The organism is Edaphobacter acidisoli (assembly GCF_014642855.1).
GTDB classification, from domain to species: domain Bacteria; phylum Acidobacteriota; class Terriglobia; order Terriglobales; family Acidobacteriaceae; genus Edaphobacter; species Edaphobacter acidisoli.
The window spans coordinates 573,881-598,987 of record NZ_BMJB01000001.1 but is presented as its reverse complement, the minus strand read 5'-3'; the positions used below and the strand labels follow the sequence as shown (position 1 = coordinate 598,987).

Below are 25,107 nucleotides of genomic sequence, written 5' to 3'. Positions count from 1 at the left end.
ACCTTATCTGAAAGAGCTTCATAGCTCTTTGAGCTAATTGACCTGCTCAGCATCGAGCATGAAGACGCACTGGCGTCATCTATGAAGGGCTTTCAGTAGCAATCGCGATGTTATCGCGATTGCTACTGAAAGATCCTACAGATGCACGGTGGGCAGAGTAGACGCAGAAACCGATGCGGTGTAACGTTTTTCTGTTGATGAAGGAGGCTTATGGAGCGTCGTGAATTGTTGCGCGCAATGGCCGTGCTTGCCATTACCCCAAAGTGGTTGTTGGCACAACAGAACACCAATGCAGCGCCAGCTCTTCCTGCACCTGTGCCGTGGACGCTCGGCCTCAATCCACGAACACCACTTCCCCATACTACAGTGGCCGATGTAATCGCCGACACTGTGCCTTCGTTCTTTTCCGCTACACAAATGGCTACGCTGAGCAAGCTGTCTGATGTGATGTTGCCGCGTACGGAGAATCACCCCGGTGCTCTTGATGCAGAGACGCCGCAGTTTCTGGATTTTCTGATTGGGCACTCCCAGGCGGCGCGAGAGAAGCTCTATATCGATGGCTTGAACTGGCTGAACGCGCAGTCCCAGCTCAAGCACAAGGAGCCCTTTGCTCAGTTGGACACGTCGCAGATCGATGCAATCGTAAAGCCATGGCTGCGACCGTGGATGACGGACCACCCTCCAACTCAGTCGTATGCGGATTTCGTGAACATTGTGCATGCTGACATTCGCACAGCAACGATGAATTCCCACGTATGGTTTGAAACGCTCTCCCCAAAGACGCAGGAGAGTTCGATGCAGCTTTATTGGTCGCCGATTGATCCCGATATGCATGCCGAACGGCAGGATAGCATTCACACGCGGCCGACAACCTAATGCGAGCCTGCGTTTCGCAGCAGAATTTGCAACAGGAAAACCTCTTAATCACAGCAGGAAGTGGAATGACGACACACACTACAGATGTGCTGATTATCGGTTCAGGGCACTCCGGAGGAATGGCGGCCAAGATTTTGACGGAGAAAGGCATCTCTTGCCTGATGCTGAACGCAGGGCCCGTTGCGGATGTGACACATCAGGCGAAGCGCGAGTCGGCCTATGAACTCCCGTTCCGCGGCTTTAAACCACCGGGGAAAGTACCACATGTCTTCCAGGCCAATGAGTTCAATGCTAACGTCTGGGTCGACGAAACCGTGGTTCCATACACCATCGCCCCCGGTGACCCCTACAACTGGGTGCGTGTGCGGTTATTTGGCGGTCGATCGTTATTTTGGTCGAGGCAGTCGTTCCGACTGAGCGACTACGAACTGAAAGGCAAGTCGCACGATGGGTTCGGAGAAGACTGGCCCCTCGACCTCGCGGAACTTTCGCCTTATTACTCGCGCGTAGAAGGGATCTTTCGCGTATCCGGCGCGAATGACGGTCCGCCGCAGTTACCCGATGGAAACTTCATTCTGGATGAAAGACCATGGAGCAAATCGATGTTGCGCTTCATGGATGCGGCAAAACCGAAGGGTATCTCCGTGTGCAAGCAACGCCAGGCATTGGGCAGAGACGGCCTGGCCAGTTCTGTAAATCTGCTGATGCCGGATGCCGAGAAAACCGGCAAACTCACATCCATTCAGGACGCCGTCGTACGCGAAATCACGGTCGATAAAAACACGGGACAGCCGAACGGATGCAGATTTATTGATCGCCGCTCACATCGCGAATTAGCAGTGAAGGCGCGTGTCGTGGTTGTGGCCGCGGGAACACTGGAAAGCACGCGGCTGCTGCTGAATTCGGGACTTGCTAATTCCAGCGGCGTAATGGGGCACTATCTCCACGACCAGACCTATGGTGTCGGGCTGGTATGCAGCGTACCGGAAGCCCGTGATGGCAAGGCTACGGACAATTTGATGGGCGGCAGCGCGATCATTCCGCGTTTTCGCAACATAAACAGCAGATCAGATAAGTTCCTCAGGGGATACGCCTTGAATGTGACCAGTGCTACCGGACCAATGGGGGCAAGCAATTTTGCAGAATACGGAGAAGCACTGGACCAAAAGATGGAGCAGTATGCGGGAAGCGGCTTCCACATGACAATCATGGGCGAAGTACTTGCGCGATATGAAAATCATGTCCGCATCAACAAGCAGAAGACCGATGCGTGGGGCATTCCAGTGCTGCACATTGAGACGAAGTACTCCGACAATGAGTACAACATGGCCGCGGATGCGGTGGATACGATGTCCGAGGTAGCACACAACGCCGGATTTGAAGTGCTTGTCTCAAACAAGGTCCCCAACCCGCCGGGCTATTCGATTCACGAGGTAGGCACCTGTCGCATGGGCAATGACCCAAAGACAAGCGTGCTCAACCGCTGGTCGCAGAGTCATGACCACAAAAACCTTTGGGTCGTAGACGGTGCGGGATTTGTCAGTTCGGGATGGCAGAACCCGACCATGACCATTCTGGCCCTCTCCATGCGTGCCTCGGAACGACTTGCAGACGAAATGAAAAAAGGAAACATTTAGGAGCCTCTAGTGAAACTGAATCGCCGTGAATTTGTTGCCGGGGCGACCGCTTTTGCCTTTGCCACCCGCTCTGCTTTTTCGAACCCTCTCGGACTGCCCCTGGCGATCCAGCTTTATTCCGTGCGACAGCAGATGGCACAGGACCTGGACATGGCATTATCAGGCGTGGCTGCTGCGGGATTCACCGAAGTCGAGTCCGCTGCCCTTCCCGCGAAGAGTGCCAAGGAGATTCGCGCATCGCTCGATAAAGCAGGGCTGCATTGTGTGAGCTCGCATCACGGATACAACGATCTTGCGAATCATTTCGATGAGGTGGTGGATTTCGACACCGAGCTGGGTTCGAAGTACATCATCTGCTCAAGCCCGGGACGACGCACACCCGATAAAGGCCACCAGGAGCTCACCCTGGATGACTGGCGCTTCAACGCCGAAAAGTTCAATGACTTCGCAGAAGAGACGGCGAAACACGGAATCCAGTTTGGATATCACAACCACATCCACGAGTTCAAAGTAACCGATGGCGTGGTTCCCTACGAAGAGTTGCTGAAGCTTACGGATCCGAAGAAAGTGACCTTCGAACTGGACTGTGGCTGGGCGCGTGTCGCCGGACACAATCCTGTCGACCTGATGCACCAGCATCCGTACAGATTTTCTATGTTGCATGTGAAGGATTTCCATCTGGCATCCGCTCCTGAACAACCCAAAGTCACAGAGCTGGGACGCGGAGACATCGATTACAAACCTGTAATGGCCCAGGCCAGGAAGAACCAGCACATTCGGCACGCATTTGTAGAGCAGGAAGAATTTGATATGCCATGGCAGCAGTCTTTGAAGATCGATGCGGCATATATGAGATCGCTTCGTTAGGCATAAAGGACGATGGTGTCGACTAATTGTTAGCAGAAAAGTGAACCCAATCAACCATAAGGAACTCACGGGCATCTCATGCAACCAAAATCTTCATTGTTCGGAAAATTTCTGCCATCTACGCTTCTTCTTTTCGCCGTTGCAATGCTTCCGATCTGTGTTGCTTCAGCGCAATCGGTCAAACCTCGTCCGTGCGACCTCTTCGGTTCCAAGACACCGTGCGTTGCAGCTATTAGCACTACCCGCGCCCTGTATAAGGCATACACCGGCCCGCTTTACCAGGTCACGCGCCAGTCAGATAAAACCTCTATCGACATTGGCCTTCTCCACGGCGGCTATGCCGATGCCGCCAAGCAGGACGCTTTCTGCGCCGACACATCCTGCACCATCACTAAGCTGTACGACCAGTCGCCCAATCATAACGACCTCACGCTCGCACCTCCCGGGGGCGCGGCGCACGGCCCTGGCCCTGGCGGCTACGACATTCCTGCCGTGGCTAATGCTCTCCCGGTAACTGTGGGCGGACACAAAGTCTACGGCATCTCCATCTCCCCAGGCATGGGCTATCGCAACGATACCCCCAAAGGTACAGCGGTTAATGGCCAGCCCGAGGGCGTCTACATGGTGACCTCGGCTCTCCATCTCAACGAGAAGTGCTGCTTTGATTTCGGTAACGCAGAAACGAACAACCTCGACAACGACGCCGGCCACATGAACGCGATCAACATCATGTGCCACCACAGCCCTTGCAAACCGGATGCGGGTCTCGATATGGAGAATGGCATCTATGGCCATCTCGCCGTACCCAGCGGCACACAGTTCGTTACCGACATGGGCGCCAGCGACGGTCAGCACAGCTATGCCATATACCAAGGCAACGCCCAGTCTGGAACACTGACCAGTACCGGCATCATCCCTCTTCCGAACGGCTATCAGCCGATGAAACAAGAAGGCGCCATCATCCTCGGCATCGGCGGTGATAACAGCAATTGGGCCACGGGCTATTTCTTTGAAGGTGTAATGACCAGCAGGATGCCCAGTCGTAAGACCATGGAAAAAATTCAGAAGAACATCGTGGCCGCTGGATACACTGGCGATCTTCAGCCTTAACGCTATGCACTCATTGAATGATTCAACAGAGTGCACAACCCAGCAACTAGGACAGGCTCGCTCTCTCACGTAAACTAGCTCTACGGAGACATCCCCCTGTCCACGCTACTCCCAGAAAACACCGCGCCCTTCACTCTCCAGTCTGCTGCACCAACGCATGCGCACCTTGATCTAACCGCCATCTTCCAGGAGCAGTACCGCGAACTTCGCCCACGCGCACCCTTTCCACTCTTCGACATCCGCTTCCGGCGCTTCACCTCGCTCAACACCACCATCCGTCTGCGCGAAGGCCGCCTTCACGTCCGCCTCTCTGACATCCTCGAACATGCGCCAGAATCCGTTCACCGCGCCATCGCCCACATCCTTCTGGCCAAGCTCTACAAGAAACCCATCGCTCCCATTCATGCTGACCGCTACCGCCGCCATGTCAGCTCGGAGGCCGTCTCCAAACAAGCCGAGCACGTTCGCCAAACCCGAGGACGCAAACGCATCCTCACCTCGCGCGGCGGCCGCTTCGATCTCGAAGAGGTCTTCGACTCACTCAACACCCGCTTCTTCCACGGACTGCTCGGCCGCCCTACACTCACCTGGAGCAGCCATCACGCCCGCCGCATGCTCGGCCACTACGACGCTGCGCATAACACCATCGTCGTCAGTCGCGTCTTCGACAGGCCCGACACGCCACGCTGCGCCATCGAATATCTGCTCTATCACGAGATGCTCCACCTCAAGCATCCGGTTCGCGTCAAAGCCGGCCGCCGTTGTGTGCACTCCCGCGAATTTCAAGCTGAAGAACGTCTCTTCCCTCAACTCGAAGAAGCCAAAGCCTACCTCAAGCGTCTCTAACCTCGACAAAATTTATCCCTCGGATAGCTGGCCATGCTACACTTCCGCCGGTCGCGGGAGTACCTGCACGCCGCTCTCGAAGCCAACTACCTAACCTTTGCAATGAAGGGAGATGCATCATGGTTCCACTGTCGAAACGTGTAGCCGCTGAGTTTTTCGGCACATTCTGGCTCGTCTTCGGAGGCTGCGGTGCGGCTGTTGTTGCCGCTGCCTATCCGCAACTCGGCATCGGCTTCGTCGGCGTTGCTTTTGCCTTCGGCCTCACGCTCTTGACCATGGCCTTCGCCATCGGCCACATCTCCGGTTGCCACATCAATCCAGCCGTCACCATTGGCCTCTACGCTGGCAAGCGATTCCCTGCCTCCGAGATCGTTCCGTATATCGTCGCCCAGGTCATCGGAGGCATCTGCGCCTCTGGTGTGCTGTACATCATCGCCAAGGGCAAGGAAGGTTTCACCCTGGCCAACGGCTTCGCATCCAATGGCTATGCTGCGCACTCGCCGGATCACTACTCGCTGGCCTCCTGCTTCATTGCAGAGGTCGTGCTGACTGCCTTTTTCCTCTTCGTCATCCATGGTTCAACCGACGATCGCGCTCCAAAGGGCTTCGCACCCATTGCCATCGGCCTGTGCCTTACGCTGATTCATTTGATCAGCATTCCCATCACCAACACCTCGGTCAATCCTGCCCGCAGCACAGGCCCGGCGCTCTTCGTCGGAGGATGGGCCACGCACCAACTCTGGCTCTTCTGGGTCGCCCCCATCGTGGGAGCAATCATCGGAGGACTCGTCGCGCGAGCGCTCTTCGGCACACCGCAACCGACTCTTCGTGAAGAGATGTCCAAATAACGAATTCGACACGTACAACTTTTAACCATATTTGTCTGGTAAACAGAGCACGCCCGGCGATTCCTCCGCCGGGCGTGCTCATTCTGTTCAGACACCTGTTCAAAACCGCATAGATCTCACGCTCTTGCACCAATCGAAAAAACATAGTCCATCAGATCTTCGCCGGAGGCAGGCAGATTTCCACTTCTCCCCAGGGCAGATGCCTCCAACCACATTCGCAGCCAGAAGTACCCACGCACCCGAAGCAGTCGTGACGCAACAGGCTGCTTCTGTTCCAACGCCGCAGTAATCCGCGCGGACAACGAATCCAGATCCTCCACATTTCCGCTCTTCACAGGAACGCCTTCGCAGCCAAGCAGTTTCTCTCTTACCGACGCAAACTGTGTCTCGCCAAGCAAGCCGCTCTCAACGCGCAACTCCGTCATTTGTTCCAGTGCAAGCGCAACCGACGAATCCCTGCGGTCCTGAAATCCCAGATACAGAATGCGCGAACCAGCCACACGCAACGGCAGCAGGCCAAACTCCTCCACAAAGATGCGAGGCATTACCAGGGCCATCGCCTCCGGAGAGAAGCCTTCAGTCGTCAGCACCGGACAATTCCACTGCACGCTCAGCCCACGCGTCACCCGCTCCGCGCCCACTCCACACTCGGCCACCAGCCAATCTCCAATTCTGCCCGTCCCATGCGCCCGCTGAGCATCGAGCGCCGTGCGCAACTGACTCTGCGTGATCCACCCCTGTGCAAGCATCACCAGTCCAAGCGGGACCCTGTGCCGGTGAGGAACATCGTCGGCAGTGCCATCCACAGACTCGCGTTGCACCGCGGCGCGCACCATCGCCAGAACGCACCGCCCGCAGCAACCCCACTGTCCCTCAAAAATGGGCCTGCGCCGGCTGCGCCACGGAGCCGTCCACCCGCCTGCACACTCAGAATTGCCGCAGACACGCCGCGCCCCGTCCTCACTCCAAAGCGTCTCGCGCTCACTCCCTATGACATGCTGCGGCGGCACAACACCGGTTTTCCCAAATCTCAAAAGAGGCATCGAATACTCTCCAGCCGCAGTTGCGGCGTCGCTACTTCTGTCACACGCAGCGCGAAGTTTCCGTTCATCACGACGACCTCTCCGCGCGCAACAATCCTATCTCCAACCACCAGGTCCACTGGCTCCGAAACGTGCCGGTCGAGTTCAACAACATCTCCCGGTCCCAGTTCCAGCACCTCGCGCAAAAACATCTCGCGCTCTCCGAACTGCAACGTCGCATCAAGTTCGATGTCGCGGAGCAGATCAATTCCAGCTTCGCCTCCCACCGTTTCCACTACATCCATGCTTCAATCCTCTCTAATTCACGCTTGCTGTCTGCTCGGAGGCAGGTTCTGTATTCGCCGCTGCTACAACATCGATACACTCCTCCAGTTGCGCTCCGCGGTGTTCCCCACTCCGCACCGGATATGCCCGCCCAAACTGCAAGCCACCTATTCGCAGTTCTGATGCCGCATGCTTCGCAAGAGGCAAGCGCAAGACCGTTCCAGGAGCAAGCGCAGTCAGATCGCTCGCGCGCAGCCGCATCGCGGGAAACTGAAGCGCAGCGCTTAGCTTCACATCACCCATCAAATTGCGCACACGCGCCTGCGCTTCCTTAGACCGCCGCTTCGGCCTATCGCCCTCTGAAATCAACCTGCGCAGAATTGCATTCAGCACCACCGCCGGCAAACACAGATTGATCGTTCCCTGCGCCTCGGGCATGCGTGCTTCGAAACTTACGCAGAGTGTCTTTTCGCTCAAGGTCAGCATGCGCGCAACGGCAGCCTCCGTCTCGCGCTTCTCAAACACAAACTCCAACCCCACAGACTGCCAGGCCAGGTTCAACTCATCGACTGCCATCTCCACTACCGAGGTCAGAATGGCTTCCTCAATCTCAGTCAGCTCACGCGCTGCCCATGCGCGCCCAACTCCTCCGAGCAACACATCCACAATCGGAGCGGCAATCGCCATATCGAATTCAAACAACCCCACAGCCCCCAAAGGCTCCAGCCTGACCGAACATATATAGGTCGGAGGAGTAATGCGTTCCAGAAATTCATTGAATGGTAGCTGCTCACCCGCAACCAGTTTCACTTTGAACTGTGCGCGAAGCCATGCACCAAGCGTATGCATCAGATTTCTGGCGAAAAGATCATTCACTGAACTAATAGCCCGCATTTGATCGTTGCTGATTTGTCCCGCACGGCTAAAGTTGTACAACTCAATCGGCGTCTCCTCTGGCACGCCGTCCTGTGAAGCCGCCTTGGTCGCTGCTGCCGCAAACAGCGCATCAATATCGCCCTGTCCTAATTGCTTGCCCATCCATCACCCTCGTCTCTCTTCATCTCAGTAATCTTCAACGCACCACAGTCTTACGTTTCAAACTCTTGACCTCTGCCGGAATGCCATTGTGCAGCCCTGCCAACGCAACACGCAGACGAACCACCGCCGAAGAATGAATCTGCGAGACGCGCGACTCCACCACGCCGAGCGTCAACCCAATCTCCTTCATCGTGAGTTCCTCATAGTAATAGAGCGTCAACACCATGCGCTCCTTCTCCGGCAAGTCATCGATTGCATCCGCGAGTCGCTGCTTCATCTCACCTTTCAGACAGCGAAAGAGCGGGTCCTCTTCAGGCGAGCCTGGAACATATGCAAGCTCCTCATCGCCGGAGTCTTCTGACCGCTCAATGTGCAGGCTTCCAATCTCAAGCCCTTTCAACTCACCCAGAAGCTGCTGATAATCCCCAAGGCCCAGCCCCATCTCTGTCGCAATCTCCTGCTCAAGCGGTGCACGGCCAACACGTTGGGTAACTGCGCGGATCGCCTCTTCCACTGCCCTGCCCTTGCGACGAAGCTCACGTGGACTCCAGTCAAGCGTCCGCAGCGAATCAAGGATTGCGCCGCGAATTCGAAACTGCGCATAACTCTTGAACTGAACTTTTTTACTGCGATCAAACTTCGAAAGCGCATCGATCAAGCCGACAACACCAGCCGACACCAGATCATCGAGATCAACATGCTGCGGCAGCCGCTCGTGAATCCTACGAGCTACATATCGCACAGTCGGCAGATGCTCCATCAACAAAACGTCGCGCTCCGGTGCCGCGTAGTTCTCGGGCAACACTGCAACACTATCCACAAAGGACATGGATGCCTTTGCATCTTTCGCTTCTCCCCCCGCATAGTCATCGAAAGCTGCTGCATCGTTGAAGCCTCTCTTCTTCGACAACTGCTCAAACACCCGCGCCGGAACTGCGCCACCTGCACTCATCTCACTTCCCCGCTTTCTTCTCCGCATTGACTAGACCGTCTCTGATTACCGTCTCGCTCAACCAATCGTTCCGATCGTCCTTACTCTTATCTCCGCCGGAATTTCGGCTGGCGCCAGCACTGTCACCTTCGGCAGAAACGGCTCCAGCCACCGTCGCACGTGATAGCGAGCCGGACTCGGACATAACAGCACGGGGCTTGCCGATCCAGAGGACCCTCCGGTTAGGCGTTTCACAGATTCCACAAGCCTCCGCAGATAATCGCCCTGCGCTGCCCCCGAGCGAGCGCCATCGCCCAGCATTAGAGGCGCATTTTGCGGATCGAAGGTATGGACTAGCTCTGTCTCCAACCCTTGTTCCAGCATCAGTACTCGCAACCCTCCGTCGCCATCCAGCAGCGGATGCACCAGCCCACGCCCCAGCGACTGCCGCACACACTCCACCAGGTGCACCACGTTCTTCGATTGCTGCGCCGCATCGACCAGCACCTCGAGAATCGTCCCAAGGTCGCGAATCGAAACCTGCTCACGCAAAAGCTGCTGCAGAACCTTCTGCACTTCTCCCAGGCTCATCAGCTTCGGCACCAGTTCCTCAACCAGCTTGGGATACGCCTCATTCATGCTGTCGAGCAGGCGCTTCACCTCCTGCCGCCCCAGAAGCTCATGCGCATGACGTCGCACAAGTTCAGCCATATGAGTACCTATCACCGTTGTCTGGTCCACCACGGAGTACCCCGCAGCCAGAGCCTGTTCTTCCAGTCCAGGCTGGATCCATCGCGCCATCACGCCGAACGCAGGCTCGCGCGTCTCTACTCCGGGCAGTTGTCGCGCCTTCGGATCGGCGTTAACCGCCAGCAAACAGTTCTGCTCCGTCTGCCAACGCGCAATCTCAGTGCCGCGCAAACTCACCACATACTCACGTGGCTTCAACCGCAGGTTGTCTGTAATGTGAATCGGCGGAACGATAAACCCAAGCTCGGTTGCCAGATGACGCCGCAATGCCCGCACACGGTTCAACATCTGCCCGCCCTGTTTTTCGTCAACCAGCGGAATCAACTGGAATCCAATCTCCAGCGTCAGGTCGTCCATCTTCAGCAACGATGCCAGATTCTCTCCCTTAGCTGAATCCGCAGCGCCAGACTTGGCAGTCTTCGACGCACCTACAGAAGTCTCGTCCGCCTCGGCAAGCAAAAGCGCCTCATCCTTCTCTGGAAGCTTGCGTGCAAGAAGACCAACGCCCACCGCCATCAATACAAACGACAACTTAGGCAGACCAGGTACTAAGGCCAGCGCAAGCAAAACTCCGCAGGCAATCCATAGCGTGTTCTTTTTGCGGAAGAGCTGCGTCCCGAGGTCCTCATCCAGCGATCCGGTTGACGAAGCCCGCGTCAGCACAATACCGCCGGCAATAGAGACGAGCAGACTGGGAATCATCGTGACCAGTCCGTCGCCAACCGTCAGCGTGGTATACGTCTTCACCGCGGTCGTAAGGTCAACACCCTGCTGCAGTACACCAATCAAAAGTCCCGCAACAATGTTGATTGCGGTAATCAGCATCGTCGCCAGCGAATCTCTCTGGTTGAACTTCGCGGCGCCATCCATCGCGCCGTAAAATTCGGCCTCACGCGCAATCGCATGCCGCCGCTTTCTCGCGCCCTGTTCGTCAATCAGGCCAGCATTCATATCGGCATCGATCGCCATCTGTTTGCCTGGCAGTGCATCGAGCGTAAACCGCGCAGTCACCTCCGCCGTCCGCACAGCACCATGGCTCACAACAAGAAACTGAATCGCGATCAACGCGAGAAACAGCACAAAGCCAACAACATAATTTCCACCAATGACAAACTGCCCAAACGCCTCAATCACCGATCCGGCAGCATGGGTGCCTTCATGCCCATGGAGCAGGATCATGCGGCTCGATGCAATATTGAGCGAAAGCCGGAACAGTGTGAGCAAAAGCAATAGTGTAGGAAACACCGAAAAATCAACCGCGCGCCTCAGCTGCACTGCTGTCAGAAACACAATCACCGATGCAGTAATCGACAACGCCAGCAACACATCCAACACAAAGCTGGGAATCGGAATCAGCATGACGAAGACCATGCTGACCGCGGTCACAGGCAACAATACTTTTCGCAGACTTGCGGCTGACAATACGCCGCTCCGCTTCAACGTTTCTCCGCTCACATCCCACCTCCAAAGCCGCGCATGCCCGCAAACGCCACTGGAGGCACCGCCTTAGCACGCTGCTGCGCTTCTCGTTCACGCCTCACACGCTCGGCAACTTTTTGCCGATACAGATACGCCAAAATTCCAGCCACTGCGGCATACAACTCAAACGGAATCGACTGACCGGGCTCGACCATCTTGTACAGGCTGCGCGCCAGCGGAGGGTTCTCAATCAACGGAACTCCCGCCCACCGCGCTTCTTCGCGTATCTCTGCTGCATGAAGATCGCGCCCCTTAGCCAGCACCGTAGGAGCTGCCATCGTTTCGAAGTCGAATTCAAGAGCCACTGCGTAGTGCGTCGGGTTCGTGATGACCACGCTTGCGCGCGACATATCAGCCTTCACCTTTCGCCGACGCATAGCACGCTGCACCTGGCGTATCTTCGCCTTAATCTGCGGATTGCCCATCGTGTCACGAGCCTCGTCTCGCAACTCCTGCTTCGTCATCTTCAGCCGCTCATTCCAGCTCCGCCATTCAACCGCATAATCCAGCGCCGACCACGCAAGCGTGATCCATGCGGCATCGAATGCCAGTTGGTACGCAGTTGAAAATGTGGATGGCAACCTCACCAGACTCATCACAGGCATCGGCGCCATCAGAGCCCTAAGCGCATTCCACCCCAGAAACCCCATCGCAGCTGCCGGCACCAATGACTTGAGCATCCGCGTAGCCGATCGCAGCGAAAACAAGTTCTGCAGATTCGTGACTGGGCTAAGCTTCGAAAACTTTGGCTCCAATGCATTGGCATAGATCTGGAAGCCTCCACTCTGTGCAAGACCCGAGATCAACGCACCAGCAAAGCTGGCAGCCAATACCAATCCCACAGGCAGTGCAACCGGGCCGAGCATTGCTCGTGCAGCCCGACTCCAGATCATGCCCGCATCCGCCCCATCGCTCGCCGCTGCAATCCGAACGCACTCCTCGAACGCATCTCTCCAACCAGCCACGAAGTTGTGCGCGACAATCCCCAGCATCAGTACGCCACTCAGCATTGCCACGGCAGAGAGCAACTCACGACTATGCACAGAGTCGCCCTTCTCACGCGCCTTCTTCTTCTTTTGCGGAGTCGCCTGCTCTGTACCTTTTTCGCTCATATGGACGCCATCAACCTTCCTGCAGCATCGAGCAGCGCCGTAAAGTGCCGCTCAATCCATCCAGGCCACACTGCAAGGCTGGCAATCAGCACTGCATACGAGACCAACGTCTTCAGTGGAATACTCACCACCATCGCAGGCAACTGCGGTGCCAGGCGCGATACCAGCGCAACTACTACCTCAACCGTCAGAGAAGCCGCAAGCACCGGAGCTGCTAATTGCAAACCGGCAAGAAAAATGCCACCAGCCATCATTACGATGGCGGCTCCAGTCTTTGCATGCATGACTGCTTCACCAACGGGAACTACGCTGAAGCTGCGCACCACCGACGCAATAAGAGTCCTGTCCAAACCCGCCGCAATGATGACCAACAAACCAAGCCAATTAAGTACCTGGCCAAGCACGTCAATCTCAATGCGCGAGTTTGGGTCCATCAAGTTAACGAGCGAAAAGCTGAACTGCAAGCTGAGCAGTGCTCCAGCAAATATCAGTGCCTCCATCAACAACGAAAGCGAGATGCCGAACACCAGCCCAACCGCAAGCTCGCCGAGCACCGACTTCATATCCAGCGTCGGGTGCGCTCCAGGAAGAACCATAACGGCAGGCGCGAGGAGTGCTGTCATCGCAATGACAAATCCCGCCTTGATACGTGGAGCGATAGCAGCCGAAGAAAACACCGGCGCAAACACCATCAACCCACTCAATCGCACAAGCACCAGCACGCCTGCCGTGAGATAGCTCTGCCAGTCGACGATCAATGCAGCATCCTGACTCATGCGCTACCCCAGATACTGGTGAAGATCGGAGAGCATCCGCACCGTGAAACCCACAACGCGATGCACCATCCACGGCAGCGCAACCATCGTCGCCACAAAGACAGCTACTAGCCTCGGAACCGTCGAAAGCGTCTGCTCCTGCACACTCGTCAGCGTCTGCACCAGACTCACAGCGAGGCTGACCACGCAGGTCACCAGCAGCAGAGGCGTGCTCAGCACCATCGCCTCGATCAATGTTTTTCGAATCAGCTCCACTACCTGGTCCGGTCCCACAAATGCACTCCTCATCGCACACTAAAAGCTCTTGATGAGCTCGGCAGCCAGCAGATGCCAGCCATCGACCATCACAAACAGCAGAATCTTCAACGGCGTCGAGATCACCACCGGCGGCAACTGCATCATTCCCACTGAGGTCGTCACGCTCGCTACCACGAGATCAACCAGCAAAAACGGCAGGAAAAGGATCGCTCCGATTTCGAACCCGGCCTTCAATTCACTTAGAATGTATGCGGGCACAACGACCTGCATCGGTAGATCATCTTTTGTCCGAGGCTGCGAAGCCATACCAGCCGATGCAAACACCGCAAGGTCCTTCTCGCGCGCATAGCGGAGCATGTACTGCTTGACAGGCGCCATGCCGCGCTCAATTGCCTCTGTACCGCTAATTGTTCCTGCACTGTAAGGTGCGACTGCCGTCTGCTCTACTTGAACCATCACCGGCTGCATCAAAAACCAGGTCATCATCAGCGCAAGTCCCATCAAGACCTGGTTGGACGGCGCAGTCTGCGTACCCAGGGCCTGTCGCAAAAAATGAAAGACCACCAGCAGACGTACCATCGGTGTCATCGACAGCAACAATGCGGGCAGCAACGTTAGAAGCGTAAGCCCCAGCACAATCGACCATGGGACGCTTCGGTTGGCCTTCAGGGCATCGGCAATCGAAATATCGGCCTTTGAAGCCGCCGCTCCGAACTCTGAACCTGTATCCGAAGAATCCCCAGCGCTTTTGAAGGTTTGTGTGCGACTCGTCGATTGACCGCGGGGAGCCTGCTGCGCACGAGCAGCGGCCGTTGGCACGGCAAGCGCCAGCACAATAACAACCCATTGTGACCACTTCGCTAACTGCATTGAGTGTCCGTGCCCTTTGCTGCTTCCGTAGATCCGTGGCTCCTGACAGGAACGATCACCTCAACACTCTCCATACTTCCGCCCACCAGAAATTTCTCTCCCGCGCAGCTAATCAGCAGCAATTGCCTCTTGCCGCCGAGCGAAAGTGTCTCTTCGAGACGCATCTGCCGCTCCGAACCTTCTCGCAAACTGCCGCGATTTTTCATCAGATTGATTGCCCATCCGGCAAGACCCTGCACCTCAGGCTGGCTCGTCTTTCTTGTTGCTTTTGCTCCACGTATCAATTCCATACCGTTGCATCGTCCTATCTGTTTGTCTTCGATGTGAATTGGCGCTTGCTAATCCAGGCGCGTTAAGCGCAGCGCAATCCTCTGTTCGACCACTTCAAATTCACCCCACCCCAATTGCACATTTCCAAACCGGATGGGCACGTCTTCTGTATCTGGGGACACGGTTTCGAACACTTGCCCCTTGGCGAGTGAAAGCAGATCTCGAACACGGAAGCGATCCAGCGGCAGCTCCGCTCGCATCGTCATCCTGATCTGTGAGAGCATCGGCCATGCAGAGTGTTGTTCAATCTGAGCCATCCGGTCTTCTGGCGCAACAGCTCTCTCTTCATGCTTTCCGGTAACGGAAGACGAAGTGATGAGCCCTGCTGGCTGCGTAATCATCATTGCCGTAGCCATATTTCCGTCCTTTTCTTTGCCCTTGCTCTACTGCTGCACTAGAAAATCCGTAAAAAAAATATCCACGACCTTCAGGTCTGGATCATGCGCTGCTAACGCCGCCTTGAGCTGCGACTTGAGGTGCTCCTTGCCTCCAGGAGCCAGCAGCTCCGTCGAGGTCTGCTGCCCCAGCACCGTCAACGCCGTATCTCGCACCTCCGCGACCGAACCACTGGCATTCGCATCGCCAGATTTCTCGTTCGACTCGCTTGCGCCTTTCTTGCCAGTGACATCTTCCACACGAAGAGCCATCGTCACACGGAGATAGGCGTTCCCTCCCGCGTCAGCTAGGTTGACCACCAAAGGGTCGAGCGCAACCACATGGGTCGGAGTCGGTGCTACCTGCTCCTGCCGCACGGATGCCTTGCCTTGCATCGGCAGGCGCCCCGAGCGTAGCAGCCAGTACGCGACACTGCCGAGAGCGAGCGTGGCAATCACGATTCCGGAAATTACTGCGATGAGCAGCGGTCCCATCGGAAATCCGGCTGGGGCGGGCGCAAGTGCGGCCGCCGGAGTTGAAGTCGAAGTTGGCTCTGCAGCCAAGACAGTCGGAGGAGTCGCCATAGTGCAACAACTAAGTGCAGCTTTCCTGCCAACTTCCACCCTCCAACATTAGCTGCTTCTCACCATGTAGAAAGGCAGCAGGACCGCGAGCCATCAATCAGCCTCGCCGCCTGCTGCCTTCTTTCTCACCTCTTCAATGCCTATCGAATCAGCGCCAGTGTGTCCTGAGTCACGGTATCGAAAGTAGTCACGGTCTTCGAGTTGGCCTCAAAGGCACGCTGCGCGACGATCAGATTAGAAAACTCTGTGGAAATATCGACATTTGACTGCTCCAGAGAGTCGTCCGTGAGCGTGCCACGTCCTCCCGTACCCGCAACCCCCACAGTCGCCAGGCCGGACGCAGCGGTTGTCGTGAAGTTGTTATTACCAGTCACGGTCAAACCAGCCGTATTAGCCACCGTTGCTACAGCGACCTGACCGATAGTCGAGGTCCGCCCATTGCTGAACTGGGCCGTGATGACGCCGCTGGGATCAACGGTAAAGCTCTGATAAACACCGCTGGCGAAACCATCCTGCTGCGTACCATTGTTGCTCGAAGCCGAAGCCAGCTGTGTCACCGTAGGATTGCCGCTGCTGTCATTCAGATCCCAATTGAAGCTCAGGTTACTTGCACCGTCCGTCAAACCAGGAAATGTAATGTTGGCGACGCTCCCTGCCGGCGAAGTCAACTGGCCAGCAGAGTTGAATGTCAAAGTTCCCGTGTTGTTAGAAGGAGCACCCGTAGCGTCTCCCGCAGGCAAGGCCACCGAGTAGTCCCAGGTGTTCGTCCCTGTCTTGGTATATGTAATCGTCACCTGATGGCTCGAACCCAGTGAATCAAACACCTGCACAGGCGAGCTGAACGTCGTTCCCACCGTTGCGCTCGCATCCAGGTTCGCCGTAACTTGGATGTTCCCCGTTGCCTGCGCCGCCTCGTTCGCGCCGACTGGAATCGTCAGCGGCTGCAACCCTGCACTCTGGTTCACAACTCCATTCGTGGCCCCGTAGCCCATCACCTGTTCACCATCAACCGTGGTCAGATTGCCATTTGAATCGAGCTGAAAGTTACCTGCCCTGGTCAGCGATTGCACACCATTCTGTTGCACGACGAAAAAGCCATTCCCCGCCAGAGCCATATCCGCAGAGTCCGTCGTAGGCAGTAGCGTGCCCTGCAAAAAGTTCGTATCCGTCCCAGACACCTTGACGCCGGCGCCCGATTGAATAGCATCGCCCGACCCCGACTCACCGATCTGCTGATAAAACAGGTCTTCGAACGAAGTGCTCTGCCCCTTATAAGCAGTTGTATTTAAATTGGCCAGATTATTGCCAATTGTGTTTAGCGCAACCGTATTGGCTTGCAGCCCCGACAGCGCAATTGAAAAATTTCCCATTCGTTCTTCTCCTCAACTCTTCCGTTTGAACTGCACTTGTGAATAGAGCTCCAGCATGAATCAAGCCATGAGCCAAAACGCGCTTAACTGGCTGATGTTGATGTGGTCGTCGACGCAGGCGCAATCGACCCGACTTCCTGGTTAATCTGAATCAACTGCTGCAAGCTGTTCACGCCGACGAGCTGTTGAATATAAGAATTCGGGTCCGTAGGCTGTGTCGGGTCCTGGTTCTGCAACTCACTCACCAGCAACGTCAGAAAATCACTCGATGTAATCTGCGACGGATCCGAGCTCGTGCTCGATGAGCTATTCGTTCCGCTTGTTCCAGAGGTGTCCTTTGCGCTTGCAACCGCTGATTTGCTCTTCGCGCTCAACGCAGAAGCTACCGTTGAAGACGCAGACTGGCTGACGCCCGCAGCCGCATTGCTATCGAAAACACTCATCTTTCACTCTCCCTGTCCCAACATGTTCTGTTGATGAATCATTCCCTCGAACCTCATCACGCCCTCACACTCAACCAGCTACCGCCACTCGGATACTGCATCGCCGTCAATACTTCGTCCGCCTGCATATTCAGATCCGGATGGACCCCACCCTCTGTGAAAGCAGCGCCAGTAGACCCAGCCCTGCCCTGATTCTGCTGTTGCGTCTGACCGCCCGCAAAGCCTCCAGCCCCGCCAGACAGATCACGAAACCCGCCCGTCATCGGCGATTGCACCACCAGCGAGCTCACTGCAACTTTTTCCTGCTGCAAAAACGCTGTCAATGCTGGCAACTCACGATGCAACATCTCCTGCCCACCAGGCGAAGCCGCCGCAAGAGATGCATTGATGCCTCCATTCGCAAGCTCAGCGCGCACCTTCAGCCATCCCTGCGTCCCGTTTGGGATCCCCACTTCGAGCACCGTAGGCGTTGCCACCAGCGTTTTGTGCACTTCCCCCATCGCGGGTGCTTGTGATCCACCTGCATTAGAGAGTTCGCCATTTCCATGCGAGGCGTTTAAAGAAGCCGAGACATCGCCAGCCACGCTTTTTTGCGCACCAATAACCGGGGGTTGCGGAGCCGTCGAGGCGCCTGTTACAGTCGCCGGCGGTCCTGCAGAATGCACCGTTGGCGCTATCGCGTCTGCTCCCTGTAATTTTGCGACTGACTTCACAACTTGTTCGGTAGACTGCGACACAGGCTTCACATCGGCTTGAGTATTTTTCTGCGCCCCGTGTACATCCGCACCCGAATCGCTGGCAGTTCCAGCTTCGCCGTTCACGGGTTTCTCACCATGCGCGCTGTTTTGCTGAACGCTCCCTGCCGCTTGCTTTACGCTCTGACCACCTATCGACGAAACAGCAGGAGCTACTGATTTTGAAACGGTCAGCGTAGTACTCGCATCATTGCGATTTGTCGTGCCGCATGCCACAGTTGGGCGGGAAATTGCCACTTCGCACGCAGCAGGAACAGCCGCACCAATAGTCGTGCTCGCAACATCTGCCGTGGCACCAGTTGTCTTACTCGAAACATCTGCTTTAGCTGAATCGTGCTTCTTTCCAGAAGCCTTCGTAGAGACAATATCTTCCACACCGCCGACAGCGGCGTGCTTCTGAGCACCAGCCGAAGCAGACACCTGCTGCTGGACGATCACAGCTATTGTGTTCTCGTTGAATGACGATGGGACATCCTTGCTTATGTTGGTCGATTGGAACGCACCACTCTGCAATTGCGATCTCCCCGATTGAAGCTGTTCGTCGCTCCTGCACTTCGCTTCTCCCACAAATGCACTCGAAGCTTCCGCCGATACTTCACCGTCAACCATGCCGGCTGCATTCGTGACTACCGAATCTGCCTGTTCATCGGACACCTTAGCCTGCTCCACATTGGGAATAGCAACAGATGGAGGAGCATCTGCCCCCTTTAAATCTTTGGCATCGGTAACTGTGGTCCCTGGCTGATAATTCGTCACCAATGCGGCAGCTGATCCGCTTGTCTTTGCAGTTGTCGCAATTTGTGCCACAATGCCCGCTCCATTGGAGCCGCCTGTCACCACAGCGGGAGCTATAACGCCTCGTTTCACAGCTTTATTCATCAGCATCTGCGACTCGTCCTGCGTCTGAGCTGTGCCCATTTCCATAGCAGCCTTCGGCAATTCGACGTCTGCGTCCACAGCGATGTACGCATCGAGGCTATCGGTAAAGGATCTATCGCATCCTGTCACCCTCCCCTCCATAGTCGTCATCGTGGGAGCTACATCAGTCCCAATCATCGTCGATACTGAAGACGCTGCCATGTTCATACCTTTTCCTGAAACATCACATGCAACTCTACTGCCAAGCGCCAATCGAGGACATTAAGAAGCCTTCATCCGCTTCGTACTAGCTTGTTCGCCTGCAGCGCCCGACCATCGCCGTCGCGCAAGAAACCTGTCATCCGTGGCCGACTGCATCTTCTTCGCCTCGTCGACAGCGATCTGCTCAGCCGCCCGTGTTGTCAACCGTTGCATCTGTTCGCTCTTGCGCCGGCTCGCAACATACTGCTCACGCGCCGTCTCACTCGATCGCTTCCTCTCAACCCGGACACTCTCCAGCCTGTTTCGCTTAGCGCCAGCAGCCTTCCGTTGCAAATCTGCCGCAGCCCATTGCATCCGGTCTCCAGACGCAAGTGCCTCCCTGCCTTGGTGTGCGGCACGACGTGTGATCTTCGCCTCTGCATCCACAGCGCTCTGAACCTCATGCAGCGCTGCGGTTGTTCGCTTCAACTCAACTGAATGCGCCTTTTCGACTGCTTCATAAAGCTTCGTAAGCCGCTTTAATGTCTCGATTCGTGCTTGCATCGTCTATAACTCCATCCCTGCGAGACGCGAGACCGTCTCGACCATCGTTACCCGCTCATCGCTCGTCTGTTCCATAAAAGCGCGTAGCTGAGGCATCATTTCGATGGCTCGATCCAGCTCCGCATCCGTGCCAGGTTTATATGCTCCAATCCGAATCAAGTCTTCCGAGCGTGCATGTGCAGCCAGCAGACGCCGTGCAGCCATCGCATTCGCGCGGTGTTCCCGCGCCGTCACCGCAGGCATCAACCGACTTAGCGAATCAAGTACATTAACCGGCGGATACCATCCCGCAGCCGCCATCGACCGCGACAACACCACGTGTCCATCCAACAGCGACCGCACCGAATCCACAATCGGATCCTGTTGATCGTCGCCCTCCATCAGCACCGTATAAAACGCGGTGATACTTCCCTTCTCGAAATTTCCCGCCCGCTCTACCAGCTTCGCCAGCCGCGTAAAAACAGACGGTGTATAACCCTTCGTCGCTGGAGGCTCACCCGCAGCCAGACCAATTTCCCGCGCAGCCATCGCATAGCGAGTCAGCGAATCCAGCACGAGCAGTACATGCTTCCCTTGCGCCGCATAGAACTCTGCAACGGCCGTCGCCGCCATCGCTGCACGCATCCGCAGCAGCGGGCTCTGGTCCGATGTCGAGACCAACACCACCGAGCGTTTCCGTCCTTTTTCACCAAGTGAGTCCTCTACAAACTCACGCACTTCACGTCCACGTTCACCAACCAGACCCACCACCGTAATGTCTGCCGATGTATTGCGCGTCATCATGCCGATCAATGTGCTCTTGCCCACACCAGATCCACCAAAGATTCCTACCCTCTGACCGCGTCCTACCGTCAGCATTCCATCCAGCACACGTAGGCCCGTCTGCAGAGCATCTTTGATCGGCTCCCGCTCCATTGGATGCGGCACCGCCCCATCAAGCGGCCACATCGTCGATGCACGCGCAGCGTCGAATCCATCCAAAGGCTCGCCCAGCGCATTCAGAATGCGCCCTGCAAGCTCCGCTCCTGTACCAATCGAAGGAGCCGTTCCCAGCGCAAGCACATCATCTCCATATCGAATTCCCTGTGTGGCCTCCAGAGGCATCGTCAGCACATGATTGCCACGAAAGCCAATCACCTCCGCGCGATGCCGCCGGCCCGCGCTCGTCACAATCTCACAGCACTCTCCCACAGAACAAAGTGGCCCCTCGGACTCTACCGTTTGCCCATTCGCCTCAACTACGCGACCGCTCCATCTCCATGCAGGACGCCGCGCTAGCTGCGAAAAATAAGGTTCCAACGTGCGTGTTGCCGAGCCTTCCCGCCCAAAGGTAATCATCACGCAGGCCTCTGCTGAAGCAAGTCAAAGAATCCACGCTCAATCTCAATCAATTGAGCACTCACACCCAGGTCAACATTGCCGACCTTCGTCTCCACCACACACTCTCCCGCCTGCATCGCTTGATCGCCAATCAGCTCGACGCCAGCAGTCTCCCCAAGCGCTTCGTTCCACGCCGTCGCATCTTCCGCAGGTACACGTAGAACCACCTCACTCTGCTCTGCAACTTTTTCGAGCGACACTCGCACAGCTGCCGTGAGGAGCAAAGGATCGAGCTTCGTCTCACGATGCAGCACGCGCGCCGCAACCGCAAGAGACAGCTTCACGACTTCAGCTTCGACGCCAGCAAAATACTTCGTTCGCTCTTCGCGAAACCTCTCAAGCGCTTGTGCAATCTTTGCGCGCTCCTGCTCGATTCGCGCTTCCATGCCACGCCGCCACTCGTCCTCAGCGCTCTCAACCGCATCTCTCTTCGCGCCTTCTACTTCAACCGAAGCAGCCTCCGCCTGTGCAGCGAGCTTCGACTGAAGCGCAGTAATCTCCTCGCGTAGTCGCAACTCACTTTCAGTCGCTACCTCGCCTATCTTCTCTTCGCCAGGCCCTTCACTCTGCCCCAGCGTATGGAATTGCAACCGGAGTACCTCACGCTTGCGTGGCACTCCTCCCAGCAAGGCATCCGAAGCCACGGCAGATTCGCCGTCCCCTGATCGCACATCAGACAGCGAGTTCATCGTCCATCTCCATCTTGAGAATGATTCGCCCATCGGCCTCAAGTTGCCGCGCCATCGCAAGCAATTCTTGCTGAGCATGGCTGACCTCTCTCATGCGCACCGGCCCCATCACTTCCATGTCTTCCTTCAGCATCTCCACGGCACGCGAACTCATCGCCTTGAACAGGTGCGCCTTCAGGTTGTCCCGGCATCCCTTCAACGCCAGCGCCAGCGTCTTCTTGTCCGCCGCACCCACAAACTCGCGAATACTTCCCTGCGGCACCGTCAGGAAGTCTTCAAAAGTAAACATCAAATTGCGAATTCCGATTGCTGTCTGTGGCTCCGTCACTTCTATCTCTTCCAGAATCCCTTTGCTCTCCACCTGGTCCAGCCGGTTCAGCAACTCCGCCACAGCCTTGAAGCCGGAGTAGGACTTCCTCCCGCTCGAGCCCATCTTCTCCATCCGTTTGTGCAATGTCATCGCCACTGTCTTCGCCATCTCAGGCGAAAACTGGCGCATCTCTGCCAGCCGCCGCACCACATCCACACGCATCGCGCCCTTCAAATTCATCAACACCGTCGAGCCGCGCTTCGCATCCATATGCGCCAGAACCAGTGCAATCGTCTGCGCATGTTCGTTCTCGAGAAACTTGCTCAGGTGAACTGCATCCATTCGCTGCACCATCGCCATGTCACCAGTGGCACGCTCACGAATCTTCTTCACCTGGGCCAGCATCTCTTCGGCCTTGCTCGTGCCAAACGCCTCAGTCAGCAACTTCAGCGCATAGTCCGGACCGCCGCGCACCATGTACTGCTGCGTCTCGAGCAGCCCATAAAACTCCGTCAGCACCTGCGTCAACTGTGCCGCCGGAACTTCGCCGAGCCGCGTAATCTCTTCGGTCACGCGTCGCACATCGTTCTCTGACAAGCTCTGAAATAGTGTCTTCGCCAGCTCATCACCCAACGCGACCATCAGGATCGCGGCCTTGCGCAATCCAGGCATCTCTGCCGCCTCAAATCCAGCCTCTGCAGGCAACATCAGCGGATTATATTTGCCCGCCTCCGGCATTCTCATCTGCGCCGCCGTCCCCATTACTCACCCTCCTCGTGCGTGCCAATCCACGCTTCCAGCAGCCGTGTGCTCTGTGCGGGCTCACGGCGTATGTGTTCTGAAACCTGCTCAAAGATTCCCTGGTGCTGCATCTGCGCCGACGCAATTGACCGAACCGGCAGCGCCATCTCCTCTGCACTCGCAACCACAGGTGCAAGCATCCGCTCGTCTACAAGCGTTCCTGTTGTCGGCTGCAACAGCATCGGATCACCCAGAGTCGCCGTAACCTGCCGCGCCACCGGGCGCAGCACCAGCAGGACCAACAGCACTCCACAAATTCCCATCGCAAGCGTCCGCATCAGGCCCGGCTGCGAACTCAGCAGCGTCCGCGACTCATTCGTCAGCCGGTCCATCAACGGAGGCGCAATCGCAGGCGTATTCGCACTGAAGCCGACGTTTTCCACCACCACCTGATCACCGCGCTTCGGATCGAATCCAACCGCAGCCTGGGCCAGTTCATTCAACCGCTGCATCTCATCCGCGCTGCGTGGCTGCCACACCACATGCGCGGCCTTGCCCGTACCGACCACAACGCTACGATCATTCACCACCACTGCAGCCGAGACACGCCTCACCCGCCCCGGTCCTTCCTCCGTGTGAACCAGATGCTTCGTCACACCATAGGTACCGTTCTCTTCGTGAATGCTCTGCTCCGCTCCGCCATTCTGCTGCGGATAAACCGGCAGCGCTTCCTTCTGCAGCAGCGGAGGCGTACCCGGCGCAGCCGCCGCAGCCGACCCCGCCGCCCCGCCCACCGCGGCCGCACCCGGTGAATTACTCGCAGTTCCCGGAATCCCCTCAGGCTTCACCGGAGTCGCCGCCGTCTGTTCACTCTTCTGCATCGTCAGCGTCGCCTCCTGGCTTGGGTCGTAGATCTCATCGGTATGCTCTTCGGTCCCCTCGTCGTAGCTGATATTCACCGTGGCCCGCACATTATCCTTGCCGGCCAGCGGCTCCAGCATCGCCACCAGCTTGGCCTCCATCTCCTGCTCCTGCTCTTCTGTCACCGAATCGTTCGAGCGCGGCTTCAAATTCACGCGCCCATCCGCATCCACCAGCGTCACCTGGTCCGGGCTCAGGCTCTCGACCGATCCAGCAACCAGACTGCGAATTGCATCCGCCTGGTCCGGAGCGAGCGAGTCACGCCGCAATTTCAGCACGACCGAAGCCTTCGCCGGTTTCTGCTCCGACGTAAACAGCGACTGTTGCGGCAACACCAGATGCACCCTCGCCGACTCCACCGCGCTGATCGTCTCAATCGTGTGCTCCAGTTCGCCCTCCATCGCACGCTGATAGTTCACACGCTCATCAAACTCACTGCCCACCCAGTTCGGCTTATCGAACAGCTCAAATCCCATGCGTCCCGATTGCGGCATCCCCTTCGACGCAACCTCCATCCGCGCTTTGTCAATCGAGTCCGCAGGCACTTGAATGCCCGAACCATCCGGCGTCAACTCGAACGGAATTCCCGCCGCCGACAACTCCTGCGAAACCTGCTGCACGTCCTTGCCATCCAGTCCGCTAAACAACACACGCCAGTCCGGTCGCCCCGCGTACCACATCATCGCGGCACACGCCGCAGCCAGGAAAACTGCAGACGCAATCAACCGATTGCGCTTCCCCGGCGGCAACACCATTACGCGATGCTGCAGCGCGGCGACCATTGCCTGCGCTTTGTCCAGCGGACTTGCTGGCCCTGCATCTGCCTGTGGCGCCCTTTGAAGCCCCGCCCCACCCGTCTGTTCTGTCTCTGCCATCTCGCC

General features: G+C 56.8%; 27 protein-coding genes. 5 read left to right on the top strand and 22 right to left on the bottom strand.

The window, feature by feature from the left end:
• The first annotated feature begins 210 nt into the window (after positions 1-210).
• The 4 genes from IEX36_RS02365 (at position 211) to IEX36_RS02350 (ending at position 4,490) form a co-directional block, all read left to right on the top strand.
• Entirely contained in the window at positions 211-876 is a 666-nt protein-coding gene (locus IEX36_RS02365; RefSeq protein WP_188757735.1) for a gluconate 2-dehydrogenase subunit 3 family protein, read from the top strand.
• A gap of 65 nt (positions 877-941) precedes the next feature.
• Positions 942-2,513: a GMC oxidoreductase gene (locus IEX36_RS02360; RefSeq protein WP_188757734.1), complete on the top strand. Its 1,572-nt coding sequence runs from the start codon at positions 942-944 to the stop codon at positions 2,511-2,513.
• 9 nt (positions 2,514-2,522) lie between these two features.
• A complete protein-coding gene (locus tag IEX36_RS02355) occupies positions 2,523-3,380 on the top strand; it encodes a sugar phosphate isomerase/epimerase family protein (RefSeq protein WP_229668651.1) in 858 nt (285 codons plus the stop codon).
• A 144-nt stretch (positions 3,381-3,524) separates the two neighbouring features.
• Positions 3,525-4,490 carry an arabinofuranosidase catalytic domain-containing protein gene (locus IEX36_RS02350; RefSeq protein ID WP_188757733.1) on the top strand — a complete coding sequence of 322 codons (966 nt, stop codon included), beginning with the start codon at positions 3,525-3,527 and terminating at the stop codon, positions 4,488-4,490.
• A gap of 171 nt (positions 4,491-4,661) precedes the next feature.
• Here IEX36_RS02350 and IEX36_RS17650 read toward each other — a convergent pair whose 3' ends face one another.
• Together IEX36_RS17650 and IEX36_RS17645 are read right to left on the bottom strand one after the other, a co-directional pair.
• The gene (locus IEX36_RS17650; RefSeq protein WP_188757732.1) at positions 4,662-4,916 is read right to left on the bottom strand and encodes a hypothetical protein; all 255 of its coding nucleotides are present in this window, start codon (positions 4,914-4,916) and stop codon (positions 4,662-4,664) included.
• 111 nt (positions 4,917-5,027) lie between these two features.
• A complete protein-coding gene (locus tag IEX36_RS17645) occupies positions 5,028-5,345 on the bottom strand; it encodes a hypothetical protein (RefSeq protein ID WP_188757731.1) in 318 nt (105 codons plus the stop codon).
• Between the two features lie 110 nt (positions 5,346-5,455).
• On the opposite strand from IEX36_RS17645, the gene aqpZ reads away from it, so the two are divergent.
• Positions 5,456-6,184 (top strand): aquaporin Z, encoded by a 729-nt coding sequence (gene aqpZ / locus IEX36_RS02335; protein ID WP_188757730.1) that lies wholly within the window; start codon positions 5,456-5,458, stop codon positions 6,182-6,184.
• 116 nt (positions 6,185-6,300) lie between these two features.
• Here the strand turns inward: aqpZ and IEX36_RS02330 are convergent, their stop codons facing one another.
• From IEX36_RS02330 to fliF, 20 genes are all read right to left on the bottom strand, one after another.
• Positions 6,301-7,227: a hypothetical protein gene (locus IEX36_RS02330; protein WP_188757729.1), complete on the bottom strand. Its 927-nt coding sequence runs from the start codon at positions 7,225-7,227 to the stop codon at positions 6,301-6,303.
• Positions 7,215-7,511 (bottom strand): flagellar motor switch protein FliN, encoded by a 297-nt coding sequence (gene fliN, locus IEX36_RS02325; RefSeq protein ID WP_188757728.1) that lies wholly within the window; start codon positions 7,509-7,511, stop codon positions 7,215-7,217. Before fliN ends, IEX36_RS02330 begins: the two co-directional genes overlap by 13 nt.
• A gap of 13 nt (positions 7,512-7,524) precedes the next feature.
• Positions 7,525-8,529: a flagellar motor switch protein FliM gene (locus IEX36_RS02320; RefSeq protein ID WP_188757727.1), complete on the bottom strand. Its 1,005-nt coding sequence runs from the start codon at positions 8,527-8,529 to the stop codon at positions 7,525-7,527.
• A 34-nt stretch (positions 8,530-8,563) separates the two neighbouring features.
• Complete coding sequence (locus IEX36_RS02315; protein ID WP_188757726.1) at positions 8,564-9,481, bottom strand: FliA/WhiG family RNA polymerase sigma factor; 918 nt, start codon at positions 9,479-9,481, stop codon at positions 8,564-8,566.
• Between the two features lie 57 nt (positions 9,482-9,538).
• A complete protein-coding gene (flhA, locus tag IEX36_RS02310; protein ID WP_373283042.1) occupies positions 9,539-11,581 on the bottom strand; it encodes a flagellar biosynthesis protein FlhA in 2,043 nt (680 codons plus the stop codon).
• Positions 11,582-11,661: 80 nt separating this feature from the next.
• The gene (locus IEX36_RS02305) at positions 11,662-12,801 is read right to left on the bottom strand and encodes an EscU/YscU/HrcU family type III secretion system export apparatus switch protein (protein WP_188757725.1); all 1,140 of its coding nucleotides are present in this window, start codon (positions 12,799-12,801) and stop codon (positions 11,662-11,664) included.
• Positions 12,798-13,577, bottom strand: a complete 780-nt coding sequence (locus IEX36_RS02300) for a flagellar biosynthetic protein FliR (protein ID WP_188757724.1) — start codon at positions 13,575-13,577, stop codon at positions 12,798-12,800. Before IEX36_RS02300 ends, IEX36_RS02305 begins: the two co-directional genes overlap by 4 nt.
• A gap of 3 nt (positions 13,578-13,580) precedes the next feature.
• Positions 13,581-13,865, bottom strand: coding sequence for a flagellar biosynthetic protein FliQ (locus tag IEX36_RS02295; RefSeq protein ID WP_229668649.1), 285 nt, complete (start codon positions 13,863-13,865; stop codon positions 13,581-13,583).
• A 6-nt stretch (positions 13,866-13,871) separates the two neighbouring features.
• Complete coding sequence (gene fliP, locus IEX36_RS02290) at positions 13,872-14,705, bottom strand: flagellar type III secretion system pore protein FliP (RefSeq protein WP_229668648.1); 834 nt, start codon at positions 14,703-14,705, stop codon at positions 13,872-13,874.
• A complete protein-coding gene (locus tag IEX36_RS02285; protein WP_188757722.1) occupies positions 14,696-14,995 on the bottom strand; it encodes a flagellar biosynthetic protein FliO in 300 nt (99 codons plus the stop codon). Before IEX36_RS02285 ends, fliP begins: the two co-directional genes overlap by 10 nt.
• 48 nt (positions 14,996-15,043) lie before the next feature.
• On the bottom strand, positions 15,044-15,391 hold the full coding sequence (locus tag IEX36_RS02280; RefSeq protein WP_188757721.1) for a FliM/FliN family flagellar motor C-terminal domain-containing protein: 348 nt from the start codon (positions 15,389-15,391) through the stop codon (positions 15,044-15,046).
• A gap of 27 nt (positions 15,392-15,418) precedes the next feature.
• Entirely contained in the window at positions 15,419-15,904 is a 486-nt protein-coding gene (locus IEX36_RS02275; protein WP_188757720.1) for a flagellar basal body-associated FliL family protein, read from the bottom strand.
• Between the two features lie 230 nt (positions 15,905-16,134).
• The gene (locus IEX36_RS02270) at positions 16,135-17,364 is read right to left on the bottom strand and encodes a flagellar hook protein FlgE (RefSeq protein WP_188757719.1); all 1,230 of its coding nucleotides are present in this window, start codon (positions 17,362-17,364) and stop codon (positions 16,135-16,137) included.
• A gap of 83 nt (positions 17,365-17,447) precedes the next feature.
• On the bottom strand, positions 17,448-17,807 hold the full coding sequence (locus IEX36_RS02265; RefSeq protein ID WP_188757718.1) for a flagellar hook assembly protein FlgD: 360 nt from the start codon (positions 17,805-17,807) through the stop codon (positions 17,448-17,450).
• A 56-nt stretch (positions 17,808-17,863) separates the two neighbouring features.
• Positions 17,864-19,642 (bottom strand): hypothetical protein, encoded by a 1,779-nt coding sequence (locus IEX36_RS02260; protein WP_188757717.1) that lies wholly within the window; start codon positions 19,640-19,642, stop codon positions 17,864-17,866.
• Positions 19,643-19,702: 60 nt separating this feature from the next.
• Positions 19,703-20,185 (bottom strand): hypothetical protein, encoded by a 483-nt coding sequence (locus IEX36_RS02255; protein WP_188757716.1) that lies wholly within the window; start codon positions 20,183-20,185, stop codon positions 19,703-19,705.
• Positions 20,186-20,188: 3 nt separating this feature from the next.
• Entirely contained in the window at positions 20,189-21,523 is a 1,335-nt protein-coding gene (locus IEX36_RS02250) for a FliI/YscN family ATPase (protein WP_188759759.1), read from the bottom strand.
• Complete coding sequence (locus IEX36_RS02245; RefSeq protein WP_188757715.1) at positions 21,523-22,254, bottom strand: FliH/SctL family protein; 732 nt, start codon at positions 22,252-22,254, stop codon at positions 21,523-21,525. The genes IEX36_RS02250 and IEX36_RS02245 overlap by 1 nt, the downstream gene beginning before the upstream one ends.
• Positions 22,238-23,326 carry a flagellar motor switch protein FliG gene (gene fliG, locus IEX36_RS02240; RefSeq protein WP_188757714.1) on the bottom strand — a complete coding sequence of 363 codons (1,089 nt, stop codon included), beginning with the start codon at positions 23,324-23,326 and terminating at the stop codon, positions 22,238-22,240. The genes IEX36_RS02245 and fliG overlap by 17 nt, the downstream gene beginning before the upstream one ends.
• Positions 23,326-25,101 carry a flagellar basal-body MS-ring/collar protein FliF gene (gene fliF, locus IEX36_RS02235; RefSeq protein WP_188757713.1) on the bottom strand — a complete coding sequence of 592 codons (1,776 nt, stop codon included), beginning with the start codon at positions 25,099-25,101 and terminating at the stop codon, positions 23,326-23,328. Before fliF ends, fliG begins: the two co-directional genes overlap by 1 nt.
• Between the last annotated feature and the right edge of the window lie 6 nt (positions 25,102-25,107).